Source organism: Streptomyces sp. NPDC006294 (assembly GCF_042870895.1).
Classification (GTDB): domain Bacteria; phylum Actinomycetota; class Actinomycetes; order Streptomycetales; family Streptomycetaceae; genus Streptomyces.
The window spans coordinates 21,995-38,840 of the sequence record NZ_JBIAHV010000030.1; the positions used below are offsets into that span (position 1 = coordinate 21,995).

The following is a 16,846-nucleotide window of genomic DNA, read 5'->3' on the forward strand; positions in this document are numbered from 1 at the left end:
CCCTGAGGCGGCCGGGCCGGGCCGTCAATGCGGCGCCTGCGTCGCGCCGTCCGCGACGGCCTGTGCCACCTCCGCGACCCGTTCCCGCTCCTCCGCCGCGAACCGCTCGCGGTCGAGCGCTTCCGCGATCTCCTCGTCCTGGGACATCAGCAGGTCGAGACTGGCGTCCCCCATCTCGAAGACGCCCATGTCGAGATAGGCCTTCTGCAGCCGCTCGCCCCAGAGGCCGATGTCCTTGACGCAGGGCACGATCCGGCTGAAGAGAAGCTTGCGGAAGAGGTGGAGGAACTCGGACTGCTCCGAGTACTCCTCGGCCTCCGCCCTCGGGACGCCGAAGTTCTCCAGGACCTCGATGCCGCGCAGCCGGTCGCGCATCAGGTAGCAGCCCTCGATCACGAACTCCTCGCGTTCGCGCAGTTCCGCGTCGGTCAGCCGCCGGTAGTAGTCGCGCAGCGCCATCCGGCCGAAGGCCACGTGCCGGGCCTCGTCCTGCATGATGTACGCGAGGATCTGCTTGGGCAGCGGCTTGGTCGTGGTGTCGCGGATCATGCCGAACGCGGCGAGCGCCAGGCCCTCGATGAGCACCTGCATCCCGAGGTAGGGCATGTCCCAGCGGGAGTCGCGCAGGGTGTCCCCGAGCAGGGACTGCAGACTGTCGTTGACCGGGTAGAGCATCCCGACCTTCTCGTGGAGGAAGCGGCCGTAGATCTCGGCGTGCCGCGCCTCGTCCATGGTCTGCGTCGCGGAGTAGAACTTGGCGTCGAGATCGGGGACGGACTCGACGATCCGCGCCGCGCAGACCATGGCGCCCTGCTCGCCGTGGAGGAACTGGCTGAACTGCCATGACGTGTAGTGCTTGCGCAGCTCGCCCCGGTCCCGTTCGGTCATCTTCGCCCAGTGGCGGGTGCCGTACAGGGTGAGCGCCTCGTCGGGGGTGCCCAGCGGGTCGTACGGGTCGACCTCCAACGCCCAGTCGATGCGCTTGGCGCCGTCCCACTGCTTGTCCTTGCCCTTCTGGTAGAGGGCGAGGAGGCGTTCGCGCCCCTCCTCGTACTCCCAGCTGAAGCGCGCGGAGCCGGTGGCGGGGATCTGCCAGATCGGCTCCGAGGGGGCTTTCGTGTAGCGGTCCTGGCTCGACACCGGCGGCTCCTTCGCCTCGTATCCCTTGTGCACAAGGACAGTTGGCAGGCTCACACGCTGATAGACGAGGAGTCAACAAGTCGTGCGCGGGGGATTGACGAGGTTACTGACAGGGAGTCTCATAACTGCAGAAGCCGGTGACCCCCACTCGCGAGGTGCCCTCAGCCATGACGACAGTGACCGACCGCGACGTGCAGCTGCTCCGCGACGCCCTCGGCCCGCTCCGGGACCGCGAACAGGTCGCCGCACGCCTGCTCGAGTCCTCCGCCAAGCACTCCTTCGACCCCGACAAGGAACTCGACTGGGAGGCCCCGGTCGAGGACGGCAAGTGGTTCTGGCCCCCGGAGCTGGTCTCCCTCTACGACACCCCGCTCTGGCGGAAGATGTCCGAGGAGCAGCGGATGGATCTCGCCCGGCACGAGGCCGCGTCGCTCGCCTCGCTCGGGATCTGGTTCGAGATCATCCTGATGCAGCTCCTGGTGCGCCACATCTACGACAAGTCGGTGACCAGCAACCACGTCCGCTACGCGCTCACCGAGATCGCCGACGAGTGCCGGCACTCGATGATGTTCGCCAGGATGATCGAGAAGGGCGGGGCCCCCGCGTACCAGGTGCCGCGGGTCTACCACAACATGGCCCGGGTGCTGAAGACGGTCTCCACGACACCCGGCTCGTTCGCCGCGACCCTCCTCGGCGAGGAGATCCTCGACTGGATGCAGCGCCTCACGTTCCCCGACGAGCGGGTGCAGACGCTGGTGCGCGGCGTCACCCGCATCCACGTCATCGAGGAGGCCCGCCATGTGCGGTACGCCCGCGAGGAGCTGCGCCGCCAGATGGTGACCGCGCCGCGCTGGGAGCAGGAGTTCACCCGGCTCAGCTGCGGCGAGGCCGCCCGCGTCTTCAGCGTCTGCTTCGTCAACCCCCGGGTGTACGAGAACGTCGGCCTCGACCGCCGCGCGGCCGTCGCCCAGGTGAAGGCGAGCGGGCACCGCCGCGAGGTCATGCAGACCGGCGCCCGCAGGCTGACCGACTTCCTGGACGACATCGGCGTCCTGCGCGGGGCCGGGCGCAGGCTGTGGAAGAGTTCCGGCCTTCTCGCATGATCACATGACGGGCTCCGCACACCCTGCGGTTACGCTGCGGAGCATGACCGGTCCCGCTCCCGCCACCCGCGCCTACCGACGGCTCAGCGTCGAGGAGCGCCGCGAGCAGCTGCTCAAGGCGGCGCTCACCCTCTTCGCGCACCGGCCGCCGGAGGAGATCTCGCTCGACGACGTGGCGGAGGCGGCCGGGGTGTCGAGGCCGCTCGTCTACCGGTACTTCGCCGGCGGCAAGCAGCAGCTCTACGAGGCGGCCCTGCGGTCGGCCGCCGACCGGCTGGAGCAGTGCTTCGCGGAACCGCAGGCCGGACCGCCCACCGAGCGGCTGACCCGGGTGCTGGACCGCTATCTGCTCTTCGTCGACGAGCACGACGCCGGCTTCAGCGCGCTGCTGCGCGGCGGCAGCGTCGCGGAGACCTCCCGCACGACCGCGATCGTCGACGAGGTGCGGCGGGCGGCGGCCGAACAGATCCTCGTCCACCTCGGCGTGGACCGGCCCGGGCCGCGCCTCGGCATGATGGTCCGCACCTGGATCGCCTCGGTCGAGGCCGCGTCGCTGATCTGGCTGGACGAGGAGAAGCAGCCGCCGGCGGCCGAGCTGCGCGAATGGCTGGTCGACCATCTGGTCGCGCTCCTCACCGCGACGGCCGCGACGGACACCGAGACGGCGGCCGTGGTCGCGGACCTGCTCGCCCAGGAGACGGCGGACGGCCCCGTCGGCACACTGGTGCGCCGGCTCGGGCCCGTGGTCGGCGGCGCGGCCCACCTGCTGTGAGACTGGTCCGGTGAGAAGCGAGAACACCCTCTTCGAGGGCGGCCCCCTCGACGGCCGCGTGCTGCCCGTGCTGGTCGGCCCCACCGGCCACCCCCCGAAGTGGTACAAGGTCCCCGTCCCGAACGACGACGGCACCCCGCCCACCGTCCACGCCTACCGCCGTGTCCCCTCCGGCTACACCAGGCGGCTCAGCCTCCAGCGCGGCTGGAAGTACGCGTACGCCCCCGGCGGTGTGGAGCGCCGCGAACTGAAGTGGCCGTGGTCGAAGCCCGGGGGCGGCGCGGCGTAGGCGCACGGCGGGGCCTGGGGCGCTGGGGCCGGAGGCGCAAGGTGCCGCGCCGCATGGGTGGGGATCGTGACCGGGTGGGTGACCGGGTTGCGCCGGGGTGCGCAGCCCCGGTCGCCGGGCGGGTGAGGGGCGCGCAGCCTCGGGTGCGGGCGGAGGTTCCGTCCGTACGGCCGGAGGTGATCGGGTGTCAGGAAAACGTACGCTGCGGGCCCTGTGCGTCGGCGCGCTCGTCGTCGCCGCGACGGCGACGGCGCTCCCCGCGGCGGCGGAGGGGCCGGAGCCCCGGGACGGGCGGGGCGCCGTCGACAAGGTGCTCGGCGAGCTCGGGGACGCCGTCATGGAGCGCTTCGCCGCCGGCGGCGGAAACCCCGGCCCGCCGCTCTCGCTCGGCGAACTCACCGCCGCGCCCGGCGTGAGCGGTGTGCTGGCCCGGCTGCGGGAGCTGTACCGGCAGGCGGAGGCCGCCGGGGAGACCTACCGCAGCACCGAGGAGGCCCTGCGGACCCAGCGCACCGAGACCGTGCGGCTGAACCGGGAGTTCGCCGAGGCACGCGGCGCGCTCGCGCTGAGCCGCGCGGAGGCGGGCCGGATCGCCCGCGAGCAGTACCAGGGCACCTCAGAGCTCTCCGCGTATCTGGAGCTGCTGCTCGCCCGCGACCCGCAACGCGCCCTGGACCAGGGGCACCTCATCGAACGCGCGGCCACCGGCCGGCTCGCGGCCATGGTCCGGCTGGAGGCCGGCGAGAAGCGGTCCCGTGAGCTGGCGGCCGCCGCCCGTAAGGCCCTGGACCGGGAGTTGGTGCTGGCCGCCCGGAAGAAGCAGGCACGCGACCGGGCCACGGCCCGGCTGCGGGCCGCGGAGGGGCTGCTCGCCTCGCTCTCCGCCGAGCAGCTCACCGCCCTGGCCGCCGCGCGGGGCACGGCGACCGCCCCGCCCGAGCTGCCGGCCGGCGTGACGGACGACGGCCCGGACGAGGGCGCGGGCAGCGATCAGGCGCCGGAGACGGAGGCCAGGTAGGCGCCGGTCTTCTCCGGGTCGTAGAAGAAGTTCTCGAAGTCGGCCGGGTCGTTGAAGCCGTTCGCGAACCGGTCCGCGACCGGCTGGAGCTGACTGCCCGCGCCGATCAGGTTGAGCACGTGCTCCGGCGGCACCCCGAGCATCGCGTTCGTCCACTTGGTGACGTGCTGCGCCGTCTCCCAGTACCGGTCGAACGTGCCCTGCATCCACTGCTCGTCGAACGGCCTGTCCCCGTGCTCGGTGATCGACGCCAGGTAGGAGGCCGCGCACTTGGCCGCCGAGTTGGAGCCCTGGCCGGTGATCGGGTCGTTGGCGACGACGACGTCCGCGACGCCGAGGACCAGTCCGCCGCCGGGGAGCCGGCCGATCGGGTTGCGGACGGCCGGGGCGTACCGTCCGGCGAGCGTGCCGCCCGCGTCGGTCAGTTCGACCCGGGTGGCCCGCGCGTACTCCCAGGGCGTGAACTTCTCCATCAGCTCCAGCGTCAGGGAGAGGTGCTCCGCCGGGTCCTTGACGCCCTTGAAGACGTCGAGCGGACCGCCCGGGACGCCTTCCCAGAAGAGGATGTCGGCCCGGCCGGACGTGGTGAACGTCGGCATGACGAACAGCTCGCCGACGCCCGGCACCAGGTTGCAGCGCACCGCGTCGTAGTCCGGGTGCTCGGGGCGCGGGCCGAGGCCGTGCACATAGGCGACGGCGAGCGCGCGCTGCGGCTCCGAGTACGGCGAGCGGGACGCGTCCCGGCCGAACATCGAGACCAGTTCGCCCTTGCCGGCCGACACCAGCACCAGGTCGTAGGTGCGGGAGAAGTAGTCGAGGTCGGAGACGGCCGCGCCGTGGATGACGAGCTGTCCGCCGCGCTGGGCGAAGGTCTCCATCCAGCCGGCCATCTTCACGCGCTGGTCGACGGACTGCGCGTAGCCGTCCAGCTTGCCGACCCAGTCGACGGCGCGGCTCGAGTCGGGAGCCGCGACGGAGACGCCGAGGCCCTCGATCCTGGGGGCCTGCGACTCCCAGAAGTTGATGCCGAGGTCGCGCTCGTGCTGCAGGGCGGTGTGGAACATGCACTGGGTGGACATGACCCGGCCGGACCGGATCTCGTCCGCCGTGCGGTTGGACATCAGCGTGACCTCGTAGCCCTCCGACTGGAGGCCGAGGGCGAGCTGAAGACCGGACTGACCTGCTCCGACAATGAGTATCTTCCGCATGGCGGGTTCTCCGTGGTTCTCGCGTCGTGGGCCCGGCGCCGTGGTTCCGGCGTCCCGGCCCCGTGAGGCTATTCGGGGGTGGCTTCGAGAGCGTGTGAGACCAGCGCCAGCAGCGACTCGATCACCGTGATCCGGCGACGGGCGTCCATGATCACCACGGGTACGTGCGGCGGCACGGTCAGGGCCTCCCGTACGTCCTCCGGCTCGTACGCGGTCGTCCCCTCGAAGTGGTTGACGGCGACGACGTACGGCAGCCCGCAGCTCTCGAAGTAGTCCAGAGCGGGGAAGCAGTCCGCCAGCCGCCGGGTGTCGGCGAGCACGATCGCGCCGATCGCGCCGCGCACCAGGTCGTCCCACATGAACCAGAACCGCTGCTGACCGGGCGTGCCGAAGACGTACAGCACCAGGTCGTCGTCGAGCGTGACCCGGCCGAAGTCCATCGCCACGGTCGTGGTGACCTTGTCCGGCGTGGCGGTGAGGTCGTCGGTGTCCTCGCTCGCCCTGGTCATCAGCGCCTCTGTCTTCAGCGGCGTGATCTCGGAGACGGAGCCGACGAACGTCGTCTTGCCGACGCCGAAACCGCCCGCGACGACTATCTTCGTCGCGGTGGGGGCGCGGGTCGTGTCCAACTGCCACGGCTGCAGCGGCTCTTCGGGCTCGGTCCCGGGGCCGGTCTGCGGACGGTCGAGCAGCGTGTCAGAGGCGGCGGAGTCCACTCAGCACCCTTTCGAGCAGTGCGCGGTCGGGCTGGCCGGTGCCGTGACCGGTCCCGTACACGCGGATCTTTCCCTGGTCCGCCAGGTCGCTGAGGAGCACCCGGACGACGCCCAGCGGCATCTTGAGCAGCGCCGAGATCTCGGCGACGGTACGCATCCGGCGGCACAGCTCGACGATCGCCCGCAGCTCGGGCATGACGCGCGAGGCGAGGCTGCCGCCGGGCAGCTCCCGCCGCTCCGGCGGCGCCTCGAGCGCGGCGACGAACGTCTCGACGAGCAGCACATGCCCGAAACGGGTGCGGCCGCCGGTGAGGGAGTACGGACGGACCCGGGCGGGGCGTTTGCCGTCGCCGCGGACGGGTAGCTTGGGGACCGACATCACAGGCCACTCTCCATCGATTTGCGCAGTTCGCTGCGGACTTCGGGGGTGAGTACGTGTCCGGCGCGGCCGACGAAGAAGGCCATGTGGTAGGCGACGATGCTCATGTCGCAGTCGGGAGTGGCGTGCACTCCCAGCAGGGAGCCGTCGCTGATCGACATGACGAAGAGGCTGCCCTCGTCCATGGCGACCATCGTCTGTTTGACGCCTCCGCCGTCCATCAGGCCCGCGGCGCCGACCGTGAGGCTGCCGATTCCGGAAATGATCGTGGCGAGGTCCGCGCCGGAGCCCTTCGGGCCCTCACGGGCGGCGTCGGGGGCGGCCTGGGCGGCGTTCTGCCCGGGGTCGGACGAGAGCAGCAGCAGGCCGTCGGACGAGACGACGGCGACCGAGTGGACTCCTGGCACCTCCTCCACCAGATTGCCCAGCAACCACTGAAGGTTGCGGGCCTCGCTGCTCAGCCCGAACGTGCCGGTCGCAGTCAACTGCGTACCTCCTCGACTGTGTCCCCCGTTTCCGCTGCGGTGTGTGCGTGTCCGTCTCTGGCGGCGGCCGCGGTGGTCTGCGCGGCCTCCGTGGTTTGTGTGGCCGTCTGCGCCGGCTCCTTGTCCGTCAGCTCCGCGATCTCCGCCTCCACGTCCCGGCGGCCGTCCTTCGCGCCCTGGTGGAAGCCGCCGAGCCGGCGGCGCAGGGCCTCCGCGTCGACGCTCCCGGTGCGCCCGGTCGGAGCGGTGGCGGGCTGGACGGACTTCGGGGTCCGCTTGGGCAGGCCCTTGTCGGTGACGCGGCCCAAGGGGGCGGGGGCCTCGGGGGCGTTGGGCGCCTCGGGCTCCTCCGGGGACTCCGGCGCCTGCGGGGGCTCCGCGGCCTCCGGCTCGGGCTGCGGCGGCAGCCGCATCGCGAACGTCTCCTGGTCGACGCCGGCCGTGACCGGTTCGCCGTCGGCCGCCCGCTCGTGCGTGTCCGGCTCCGCCGCGGCGGCGACGGCCCGCTCGGCGGCCTCGACGAACGGGTCGGGGGCCGGGGCGGGTTCGTCGGCGTCGGCGTCGGACAGGTCCGGCTCGGGAGCGGGCTCGGCGCGGTCGGCCGGCTCGACGGCGTCGGACGGGGCCGTCTCGACCGGCTCTGTGCCCGCCGCCGGGTCCGTTGCGCCGGCCTCCGCGTCCGGGGCCGCGCCTGCGTCGTCGTGGTCGGCCGGGGCCGGGTCCGGAGTGGCGTCGCGATCGGTGCCGGGCAGCGCGTTGGAGTTGGCCTCGGCCACCGAGCCCGGAAGGTTCAGCGCCGGGGCGGCGCCCGGTACGGAGACCTGGCGGCCGCTCGCCGCCGGCGGCCCCGTCGGCAGCAGCGTTTTCGGCACGACGACGACCGCCGTGATCCCGCCCTGCTTGTGCTCGCGCAGCTGGATCCGTACACCGTGCCGCGCCGCCAGCAGCGCGGCGACCCGCAGGCCGAGACCCTCGGCCTCGCGGCCCGCCGGGAGCTCGGTCTCGTACGACTCCGGAGCCTCGAGCCGGGCGTTGAGCTCGGCCATCCGGGCCGCGGCCATGCCGATGCCGGCGTCCTGGACGGAGAGCATGACCTCGCCGCTCTCCAGGAGCCAGCCGGAAAGCTCTACCTGGGCGTCCGGCGGCGAGAACGAGGTGGCGTTCTCGAGGAGTTCGGCGACCAGGTGGCTGAGGTCGTCGGCGGCGAAGCCGGCGACCTGGGCGTGCGGCGGCAGGGACTGGATGACGACCCGCTCGTAGCGCTCGATCTCGCTGACCGCGGCGCGCAGCACGTCGACCAGCGGGACCGGTCCGACGTGCCCGTGGCCGTGCTCGGTGCCGGCGAGGACCAGCAGGTTCTCGCTGTGCCTGCGCATGACCGTGGCCATGTGGTCGAGCTTGAAGAGGGTGGCGAGGCGCTCGGGGTCCTGCTCGCGCTCCTCCAGCTTCTCGATGACGCCCAACTGCCGTTCCACCAGGCCGAGGGTGCGCAGCGAGAGGTTGACGAAGGTGTGGTGGACGGTGTGGCCCAGCCGGTCGAGTTGGGTGCCGATCTCGTCGGTGCGCTGCCGCAGCTCCAGTCGGGCCGCGGCGACCTCGGCCTCGAGCGCCTCGCGGGCGCCGGCGAGTTCGCCGCGCTCCCGCTCCAGCCGCTCGGCCCGCGTCCCGAGGTCGCGCAGCTTGCCGTGCAGCGCGTTGAGGGACCGTACGACCTGGGCGAACTCGTCGTTGCGGCCGGTGAAGCGGACCGGCTCCTCGGTCTGCGGGGCGGCCGAGCCGGCGAGTCTGGCCGCGCCGAGGCGCACGACGGCCAGCGGGCGGGTGAGCGTACGGGAGACGGCGGAGAGCACGCCGATGGTGACGATCACCAGTCCGCCGAGCAGCGCGATGCGGATCTCGAGCGCGGTGAGGTCGTCGTCGCGCTGCTGCGCGAACCGTGCGGTCCGCTCCGTGGCGAGGGACGACTCCGCGCCCCGCATCTGCTCGATACGGGCGGTGAGCGCGGCCTCCAGCTTTGCCGGGTCGGTGCCGCGTTCCGTGTCGGAGAGCTTCGGCTGGTCGGTGAGGCGGCCCAGGTAGGTCTCCGCGGCCGTGACCTCGGGCCCGGTGACGGTGGCGGCGAACTTCTCGCGGGCGGTCCGCCCGGCGGCCTGGTCGAAGTCGGCGAGGGCCGCGAGTTCACGTACCCGGGCCTGCTGCGCCGCGGTGGTGAGGGCGTTGCGGGTGCGGGCGTCGGCGCCGGAGTCCTCGCCCGCGCTCTCCACGGGGAGGCCGGTGACCGGGTCGAAGCCGATCACCGGGTCCGGCTGCGGCACGGCGAGCGCGGCGAGCAGCAGGCCGCGGGCGGCGGAGGCCTGCTCGACGGCGAGTCCCAGTTCGGCGGGCGCCCGGGTGGCCTGCGCGGCGCGGGGCGGGGTCCGGTCGGCCAGTTCGCCGGCGAGGGCGTGCAGGGCGGAGATGACCGTGGTGTACGCCTGATGGGCCTCGATCGCGGTGCCCTTGCCGGTGAGCGCGGTGCGGCGGACGGCGGGCACGGAGGCGAGTGAGTGGCGCAGGTCCGCGCGGTCGGTGCCCAGGGTCTCGCGCATCTCGTCGATCTGCCGGTCGACGCGGGCGCTGAGGCTGCCGGAGATCTTCCTGCGGTCCTTCTCCTCGCCCTCCTGGTCGTCGCGGCCGGCGGCGATGTACGCGGTGACCTCGTCGCGCTCGTCGGCGAGCGAGTGGGCGAGGGTGACGGCCTGCCGGTCGAGCGCGGCGAGGCCGACCAGCCGCTGCGACTCGGTCAGGTCCGCGGAGCTCGCGAGGATGCCGGGGGCGCCGGCGCCGACGACGCAGAGGACGGTGAGGGCGACGCCGGCGACGAGCCGGTTGCGCACGCGGCGGGGGCGGCCCGCGGGGGCCTGCGCGGGGGCGGACGGCGCGGGGGCGGGCGGGTGCGACGCGAGCGTGTCCGGCGCGGCGGCGTCCTGCGGAGACGTGTCCGGCTGGGCGGGGGCGTCCTGCGGAGACGTGTCCGGCTGGGCGGGGGCGTCCTGGGGGGACGCGTACGGCTGGGCGGCCGGGTCCGGCGTGACCGCTGCCGCCGGCGGCACGGCCGCGTCCTGTGCGGAAGCGTCCCGCGCCTCGGCCGGGTCGGGCGCGACCGCTTCCTGCACGGCTGTGTCGTGGTCACGGGGGGCCGGGATCGGTTGGGGAGAGGCCGGGGCCTGGGGGTCGCCCGGGGCTCCTGTGGACGGGGTTCCAGTGGTCCTGCCGCCGTTGCCCCGAGGCCGCTTCATCTGCACCGGTGCTCGCAATCTTGCTTGACTCGTCCACCCTTGAAGCAGAGATGACGACCGGTCACACGCGAGAGCCCCACCCCTGGTACGGCTTCCGACCATTCCAGTGCCTATGGGAGGGAGGCGCGCATCGGCCGCTCCGCCACCCGAACGAGTGAACAACACTCAGGAGTTGGTGAACAACTTCCGCGCGCGGGCCGCGGGGGCCCGCGACGCCGCCGGGTTGGACCTTCCGGCGACCCTTTGGCAAGATGCCCGCCCGCAGCTTCGCACAGCCGCCCAAACGGGGCGAAGCAACCGCCTGACCTGCCGGTACGCGGCAACTTCCGGACCGCCAGGCCCTTGTGAAGGTCTCATGCAGACTGGCTCCATGCGCATCGAGCTCGCCACCTCGCCCGGCTCCCCCGAACGCCCCAATGAGGACTGGGTCTCCGTGGCCCTGCCCGCTTCGGGCCAGGGCGGCACACTCGTGACGCTCGACGGCGTGACGCCGCCGAGCGGTGCTGTGGGTTGCGTGCACGGGGTGCCGTGGTTCACGGCCCGCCTGGGCGGCGCCCTGGTCGAACTGTCCGGTTCGCGGCGCGACCTGGCACTTCGGGACGTCCTCGCGGAATCAATCCGGCGCACCGCGGACTCACACCGTCGAACCTGTGACCTTTCTCACGTGCGTACGCCGCAGGCGACGGTGGTCCTGGCCCGCTGGGGCACAGCCGACGAGGACGTCGAGTATCTGGTCCTCTCGGATTCGACGCTGCTGCTGGAGTCGCCCGACGGCGCGGTCCGTCCGGTGCTGGACGACCGGTTGGACCGGGTGCCGCGCGAGGCGCTGCGGAGCCACGCCACCGCGGACGCGCTGCGGAACGCGGAGGGCGGCTTCTTCACGGCGGCGGCCGACCCGTCGGTGGCCGCGCGCGCGGTCGCGGGCAGCGTCCCGCGCAGCGGGGTGCGCTCGGTGACCGCCCTCACCGACGGCGCCTCGCGCTGGGTGGACATGTTCGCCGAGGGCGACTGGGCCGAGTGTCTGGCACTGCTGCGCAAGGAGGGGGCGCAGGGCCTGATCGACCGGGTACGGGAGCTGGAGGCGGCGGCACAGGCCCGTACAGCGGCGGTCCGGTGGAAGCTCCACGACGACGCGTCGGCGGTCTTCGCCGAACTCTGACGGCGACGACGGGCCGACGTCACACGCAGGGGCACGTCGGGCTTCAGCTCTCCGCGGCACGTCGGGCTTCAGCTCTCCGCGCGGGCGTTGAGCTGATGCAGCAGCCGGGCGAGCTCCGCGACCTCGCCGCGGTCCCAGTCGGCCAGCTTGCTCCGGTACCGGTCGCGGCGGGCGTCGCGCACATGGCGGAACCGGGCCACCCCTTCCTCCGTGAGCCGTACGAGGGACGCGCGGCCGTCGGCGGGGTCCGGTTCGCGGGCGACCAGGCCGAGGTCCTCCAGGGCGCGCAACTGGCGGCTCATGGTCGCCTTGCCGACGCCGAAGTAGCCGGCGAGTTCGGTCGCCCGCTGCTGCCCGGTCTCCTCCAGCCGTACGAACAGTCCGTAGGCGGCGGGTTCGAGCTCGGGGTGGACCTCGCGGGCCATCTCGCCGGAGGACGCCCTCGCGCGGCGCAGGAAGACCGCCAACTCACGTTCCAGGGCGAGGAATTCGTGGTCCCCGCCGGTCCCGTCCTGCGGCCCCGCCGCATCCGCCGTACCGCCTTCGTGCACGTCAGCACCCCTCGCGCGCTTTCCTGGTCGTGAAAGTTTTTCCCGGCGGTAGGTATCGCCGCAGCTCGGCCAGTATTTCGCAGGAGTAGACCAACGGCGGCGTCAGGCGCCTCTTCCTCGTGGGGGTCTACGTGCGTAGCGTCACCCATGGGGTACATGACATGTCCACACCATCCTGCTGCGCCACGACATGTCGACACCTCGTCAGAGACCCCCACCAAAACCTTCGGAGGCACGCTATGCCCGTGCACAGATCCGGAACGACGACCAGCCGCCGGCGCTTCGCCGCGGCCGGCACCCTCCTCGCCGTCCTGTCCCTTCTCCTCACTCTCCCCGGCACCGCCGCGGCCGACCCCAAGCCCGAGCGCGGATCGGCCCACCTGGGCATGGGCGTCGTCGCCCACGACGGCCGGGGCGGCCTCCCGCGCGACACCCGCGCCGTCCAGACCGAAGGCGTCGACGTCTCCAGCCACCAGGGCAACGTCGACTGGGCGGCCCTGTGGAACAGCGGCGTCAAGTGGGCCTACGTGAAGGCCACCGAGGGCACGTACTACAAGAACACGTACTTCACGCAGCAGTACAACGGCTCGTACAACATCGGCATGATCCGCGGCACGTACCACTTCGCCACCCCGAACACCACGACGGGCGCCGCGCAGGCGGACTACTTCGTCAACAACGGCGGCGGCTGGTCGCGCGACGGCAAGACCCTGCCGGGCGTGCTCGACATCGAGTGGAACCCGTACGGCGCCGCCTGCTACGGCAAGTCGCAGTCCGCGATGGTCACCTGGATCCGCGACTTCCTGAACCGCTACAAGGCCCGCACCGGCCGTGACGCGGTCATCTACACGGCGACGAGCTGGTGGACGCAGTGCACGGGGAACCACGCCGGCTTCGGCTCCACCAACCCGCTGTGGATCGCCCGCTACAACACCACGCCGGGCACGCTGCCGGCCGGCTGGCCCTACCACACGATGTGGCAGTACACCTCGTCCGGGCCGATCGTCGGCGACCACAACAAGTTCAACGGCGCGTACGACCGCGTCGTGGCGCTCGCCAACGGCTGATCGACCGCGCGGCCGGCTGAGCCGACCGCGCGACACGGCCTGGGCCCGTCCCGCTCACGCCCAGTGCGCGGGGCGGGTCAGCCCGTCCGGGAGACGGGTCGCCGCGTCGCCCCTGGCCGCGCCCAGCTGCGGCTGGGTGAGGAAGATGCAGCCGGTCAGGTCCGCGCCGGACAGGTCGGCATCCCTGAGGTCGGCGCCGATGAGGTCCGCCAGCCGCAGATCGGCGCCCGTCAGGCCGGCCGCGATGAGGTACGCGCCGCGCAGCCCGGCGCCCCGCAGATCGGCGTTCCTGAGCCGGGCGCCCATCAGGTCCGCTCCCCTGCGGTCCTTCCTGCGGCCCTTGACCTGGGCCCGCACCAGTTCGCTCACCCGCAGCAGGAGCACGTTCACCTCCTGGCGGTGGGCGGCCACGTCGAGTTTCTCCAGTTCGTCGGGCGTGCGGCGGGTGAGGCCGGTGACGACGTCCCGCTGCCGGCGCAGATCCGGGTGCACCTGGCGCGCGGCGCTCAGGGTCAGCGCCTCCTCGACGTACCAGAGCAGCTCGTGAAGCTGCCGGACCACGGGGAAGACGTCGAACATCTGCCGGGCCGTGGCCGGTTCGTCCCGCCAGCTGGTGCCGCCGAAGGTCACCTGCGACACGTGCTGTCCGGCGCCGAAGCAGTCGTAGACCGTGCAGCCGGGGTAGCCGCTGTCACGGAGGCGCTCGTGGATGCCGCAGCCGAAGTCCGTGCGGAGATTGGCACAGGGCTTGCCGGCGTCCTTGTTCACCGCGAAGTCGGCGGAGGCGGCGAAGGGCAGTGCGACACAGCACAGCCCGAAGCAGTTCGAGCAGTCGGCCCGCAGGGTGGTCATCCGTCCATTGTGCGGGAGGCGCGGACACGGCACGGGCCCGGACCGGAACGGCGGACGCCCGGCGGTGGATCACCACCGCCGGGCGTCCGCCCGCGCGTTCCGCTCCCCGTCAGGCCGCCGCCGTCACCGGGACCTCGGCCGAGGACAGCGCCAGCTCCAGGACCTGCCGTACGTCGGTCACCGGGTGCACCTGAAGCTTGTCGAGGATCTCCGCCGGGACGTCGTCCAGGTCGGCCTCGTTCCGCTTCGGGATGACGACGGTGGTGATGCCCGCCCGGTGCGCCGCGAGCAGCTTCTGCTTCACGCCCCCGATGGGCAGCACCCGGCCGGTGAGCGACACCTCGCCGGTCATCGCCACGTCCGTGCGCACCTGGCGCCCGGAGAGCAGCGACGCGAGCGCCGTGGTCATCGTGACGCCCGCGCTCGGCCCGTCCTTCGGGACCGCGCCCGCCGGGAAGTGGATGTGCACGCCCCGGTCCTTGAGGTCGGCGACCGGCAGCTCCAGCTCGGCGCCGTGCGAGCGCAGGAAGCTCAGGGCGATCTGCGCGGACTCCTTCATCACGTCACCGAGCTGGCCGGTCAGGGTCAGTCCGGACCCGCCGGTCTCCGGGTCGGCGAGCGACGCCTCCACGAAGAGCACGTCTCCGCCGGCCCCGGTCACGGCGAGCCCGGTGGCCACGCCGGGCACCGCGGTGCGGCGCTCCGCCGGGTCCTGGGCGGACTCGGGCACGTGGTGCGGCCGGCCGATGAGCCCGCGCAGCTCCTCGTCCGTGACGGTGAACGGCAGTTCGCGCTCGCCCAGTTCGTGCTGTGCCGCGACCTTCCGCAGCAGCCGCGCGACGGACCGCTCCAGGTTCCGTACGCCCGCCTCGCGGGTGTACTCCCCCGCGAGCTTGCGCAGCGCGGATACGTCCAGGGTCACCTCGCCGGCCTCCAGGCCGGCCCGCTCGAGCTGGCGCGGCACGAGGTGGTCGCGGGCGATGACGATCTTCTCGTCCTCGGTGTAGCCGTCGAGACGCACCAGCTCCATCCGGTCGAGCAGCGCCTCGGGAATGGCCTCCAGCACGTTGGCGGTGGCGAGGAAGACGACGTCGCTGAGGTCCAGCTCGACCTCGAGGTAGTGGTCGCGGAAGGTGTGGTTCTGCGCCGGGTCGAGGACTTCGAGCAGCGCCGCGGCGGGGTCGCCGCGGAAGTCGGACCCGACCTTGTCGATCTCGTCGAGCAGGACGACCGGGTTCATCGAGCCGGCCTCCTTGACGGCACGGACGATCCGGCCGGGCAGCGCGCCCACGTACGTACGCCGGTGGCCGCGGATCTCGGCCTCGTCCCGTACGCCGCCGAGCGCGACGCGCACGAACTTGCGGCCCATGGCGTGCGCGACGGACTCCCCGAGCGACGTCTTGCCCACGCCGGGCGGGCCGACGAGCGCGAGCACCGCGCCCCCGCGCCGCCCGCCGACCACGCCCAGCCCCCGGTCGGCGCGCCGCTTGCGCACCGCCAGGTACTCGGTGATCCGCTCCTTCACGTCCCGCAGCCCCGCGTGCTCGGCGTCCAGGACCGCCTTGGCGCCCTGGATGTCGTACGCGTCCTCGGTGCGCTCGTTCCACGGCAGTTCGAGCACGGTGTCGAGCCAGGTGCGGATCCAGGAGCCCTCGGGCGACTGGTCGCTGGCCCGCTCCAGCTTCTCGACCTCCTTGAGCGCGGCCTCGCGGACCTTCTCGGGCAGGTCGGCGTTCTCGACGCGGGCGCGGTAGTCGTCGGACTCGTCCTCGCCCTCCTGGCCGTTGAGTTCGCGCAGCTCCTTGCGCACGGCGTCCAGCTGGCGGCGGAGCAGGAACTCGCGCTGCTGCTTGTCGACGCCTTCCTGGACGTCCTTGGCGATGGACTCTGCGACGTCCTGCTCGGCGAGGTGCTCGCGGAGCTGCTCGGTGGCGAGCTTCAGCCGGGCGACGGGATCGCTGGTCTCCAGCAGCTCGATCTTCTGCGCGGTGGTCAGGAACGGCGAGTATCCGGAGTTGTCGGCGAGCTGCGAGATCCCCTCGATCTGCTGCACACGGTCGACGACCTGCCAGGCGCCGCGCTTCTTCAGCCAGTCGGTGGCGAGGGCCTTGTACTCCGTGACCAGCTCGGTCACCGCGCCGGGCAGCGGGTCGGGCACGGTCTCCTCGACCACGGCGCCCTCCACCCACAGCGCGGCGCCGGGCCCGGTCGTGCCGGCGCCGATGCGGACGCGGCCGACGCCGCGGATCAGCGCACCCGGGTCACCGTCGGAGAGCCGGCCGACCTGTTCCACGGTGCCGAGCACGCCGGTCGCGGCGTAGGTGCCGTCGACCCGGGGAACGAGCAGCACCTTCGGCTTGTTGCCGGAGGGGCGGGCGGCAGCCTGGGCGGCCTCGACCGCGGCGCGTACGTCGGTGTCGGACAGGTCGAGCGGCACGACCATGCCGGGCAGCACGACCTCGTCGTCGAGCGGCAGCACGGGCAGAGTGAGCGGTGAGTTCGCCTTGATATCGGCAGCCATGATCTCCCCTTAGGCATGCAAGTTGAGCTGTACCGACTCAATGCATATGAGCCCGCCAATGTTCCCCTGGGGCTGTTCGCTCTGAGCGATCGACGAAATCCTGTCCTGTGACGCTGGTCTCTTCGTTTGGCAGCTCTACTCTTCGCGTGATCGTTCGCCTTGCAGAGTGACCTTTCGTCGGCGGGCGGGGTTAGCGAGTCGTGGCACGTGCGTTAGCCTCCGCTTTTCAGTTGGGATGATGAGACGTCGCTGGTCGTCAGCTTTCGGGTAGGGGACGCGGTTTCGGTGCTTGGGCATGGTGAGGGCCC

The 16,846-nt window shown here is 72.4% G+C and carries 15 protein-coding genes; 6 read left to right on the forward strand and 9 right to left on the reverse strand.

Going from position 1 to position 16,846, the window contains the following annotated elements:
- Positions 1-24: 24 nt before the first annotated feature.
- On the reverse strand, positions 25-1,140 hold the full coding sequence (locus ACFYOP_RS33340; RefSeq protein WP_356899344.1) for a ferritin-like domain-containing protein: 1,116 nt from the start codon (positions 1,138-1,140) through the stop codon (positions 25-27).
- Positions 1,141-1,307: 167 nt separating this feature from the next.
- Here ACFYOP_RS33340 and ACFYOP_RS33345 point away from each other — a divergent pair, with 167 nt between their 5' ends.
- The 4 genes from ACFYOP_RS33345 (at position 1,308) to ACFYOP_RS33360 (ending at position 4,322) form a co-directional block, all read left to right on the forward strand.
- Positions 1,308-2,243, forward strand: a complete 936-nt coding sequence (locus ACFYOP_RS33345) for a diiron oxygenase (protein WP_356899345.1) — start codon at positions 1,308-1,310, stop codon at positions 2,241-2,243.
- Positions 2,244-2,286: 43 nt separating this feature from the next.
- Entirely contained in the window at positions 2,287-3,015 is a 729-nt protein-coding gene (locus ACFYOP_RS33350; RefSeq protein WP_356899346.1) for a TetR/AcrR family transcriptional regulator, read from the forward strand.
- 10 nt (positions 3,016-3,025) lie between these two features.
- The gene (locus ACFYOP_RS33355; RefSeq protein WP_356899347.1) at positions 3,026-3,304 is read left to right on the forward strand and encodes a hypothetical protein; all 279 of its coding nucleotides are present in this window, start codon (positions 3,026-3,028) and stop codon (positions 3,302-3,304) included.
- A gap of 184 nt (positions 3,305-3,488) precedes the next feature.
- Positions 3,489-4,322 carry a hypothetical protein gene (locus ACFYOP_RS33360; RefSeq protein ID WP_356899348.1) on the forward strand — a complete coding sequence of 278 codons (834 nt, stop codon included), beginning with the start codon at positions 3,489-3,491 and terminating at the stop codon, positions 4,320-4,322.
- On the opposite strand, the gene ACFYOP_RS33365 is transcribed toward ACFYOP_RS33360, so the two are convergent.
- From ACFYOP_RS33365 to ACFYOP_RS33385, 5 genes are all read right to left on the reverse strand, one after another.
- The gene (locus tag ACFYOP_RS33365) at positions 4,295-5,530 is read right to left on the reverse strand and encodes a styrene monooxygenase/indole monooxygenase family protein (protein ID WP_356899349.1); all 1,236 of its coding nucleotides are present in this window, start codon (positions 5,528-5,530) and stop codon (positions 4,295-4,297) included. The two genes, ACFYOP_RS33360 and ACFYOP_RS33365, sit on opposite strands and share 28 nt — an antisense overlap.
- A 68-nt stretch (positions 5,531-5,598) precedes the next feature.
- Entirely contained in the window at positions 5,599-6,246 is a 648-nt protein-coding gene (locus tag ACFYOP_RS33370) for an ATP/GTP-binding protein (RefSeq protein ID WP_356899350.1), read from the reverse strand.
- Positions 6,227-6,625 (reverse strand): DUF742 domain-containing protein, encoded by a 399-nt coding sequence (locus ACFYOP_RS33375; protein ID WP_356899351.1) that lies wholly within the window; start codon positions 6,623-6,625, stop codon positions 6,227-6,229. Before ACFYOP_RS33375 ends, ACFYOP_RS33370 begins: the two co-directional genes overlap by 20 nt.
- Positions 6,625-7,110, reverse strand: a complete 486-nt coding sequence (locus tag ACFYOP_RS33380) for a roadblock/LC7 domain-containing protein (protein WP_356899352.1) — start codon at positions 7,108-7,110, stop codon at positions 6,625-6,627. The genes ACFYOP_RS33375 and ACFYOP_RS33380 overlap by 1 nt, the downstream gene beginning before the upstream one ends.
- Complete coding sequence (locus tag ACFYOP_RS33385) at positions 7,107-10,265, reverse strand: nitrate- and nitrite sensing domain-containing protein (RefSeq protein WP_356899353.1); 3,159 nt, start codon at positions 10,263-10,265, stop codon at positions 7,107-7,109. Before ACFYOP_RS33385 ends, ACFYOP_RS33380 begins: the two co-directional genes overlap by 4 nt.
- 493 nt (positions 10,266-10,758) lie before the next feature.
- Here ACFYOP_RS33385 and ACFYOP_RS33390 point away from each other — a divergent pair, with 493 nt between their 5' ends.
- Positions 10,759-11,547 carry a hypothetical protein gene (locus ACFYOP_RS33390; protein WP_356899354.1) on the forward strand — a complete coding sequence of 263 codons (789 nt, stop codon included), beginning with the start codon at positions 10,759-10,761 and terminating at the stop codon, positions 11,545-11,547.
- A 68-nt stretch (positions 11,548-11,615) separates the two neighbouring features.
- On the opposite strand, the gene ACFYOP_RS33395 is transcribed toward ACFYOP_RS33390, so the two are convergent.
- Positions 11,616-12,098: a MarR family transcriptional regulator gene (locus tag ACFYOP_RS33395; protein ID WP_356899355.1), complete on the reverse strand. Its 483-nt coding sequence runs from the start codon at positions 12,096-12,098 to the stop codon at positions 11,616-11,618.
- Positions 12,099-12,337: 239 nt separating this feature from the next.
- Here ACFYOP_RS33395 and ACFYOP_RS33400 point away from each other — a divergent pair, with 239 nt between their 5' ends.
- Positions 12,338-13,165, forward strand: a complete 828-nt coding sequence (locus tag ACFYOP_RS33400) for a lysozyme (RefSeq protein ID WP_356899356.1) — start codon at positions 12,338-12,340, stop codon at positions 13,163-13,165.
- A gap of 54 nt (positions 13,166-13,219) precedes the next feature.
- Here ACFYOP_RS33400 and ACFYOP_RS33405 read toward each other — a convergent pair whose 3' ends face one another.
- Both ACFYOP_RS33405 and lon read right to left on the reverse strand, forming a co-directional pair.
- Positions 13,220-14,017, reverse strand: a complete 798-nt coding sequence (locus ACFYOP_RS33405) for a pentapeptide repeat-containing protein (RefSeq protein ID WP_356899357.1) — start codon at positions 14,015-14,017, stop codon at positions 13,220-13,222.
- 109 nt (positions 14,018-14,126) lie between these two features.
- Positions 14,127-16,538 (reverse strand): endopeptidase La, encoded by a 2,412-nt coding sequence (gene lon, locus ACFYOP_RS33410; RefSeq protein WP_356899358.1) that lies wholly within the window; start codon positions 16,536-16,538, stop codon positions 14,127-14,129.
- Positions 16,539-16,846 lie beyond the last annotated feature (308 nt).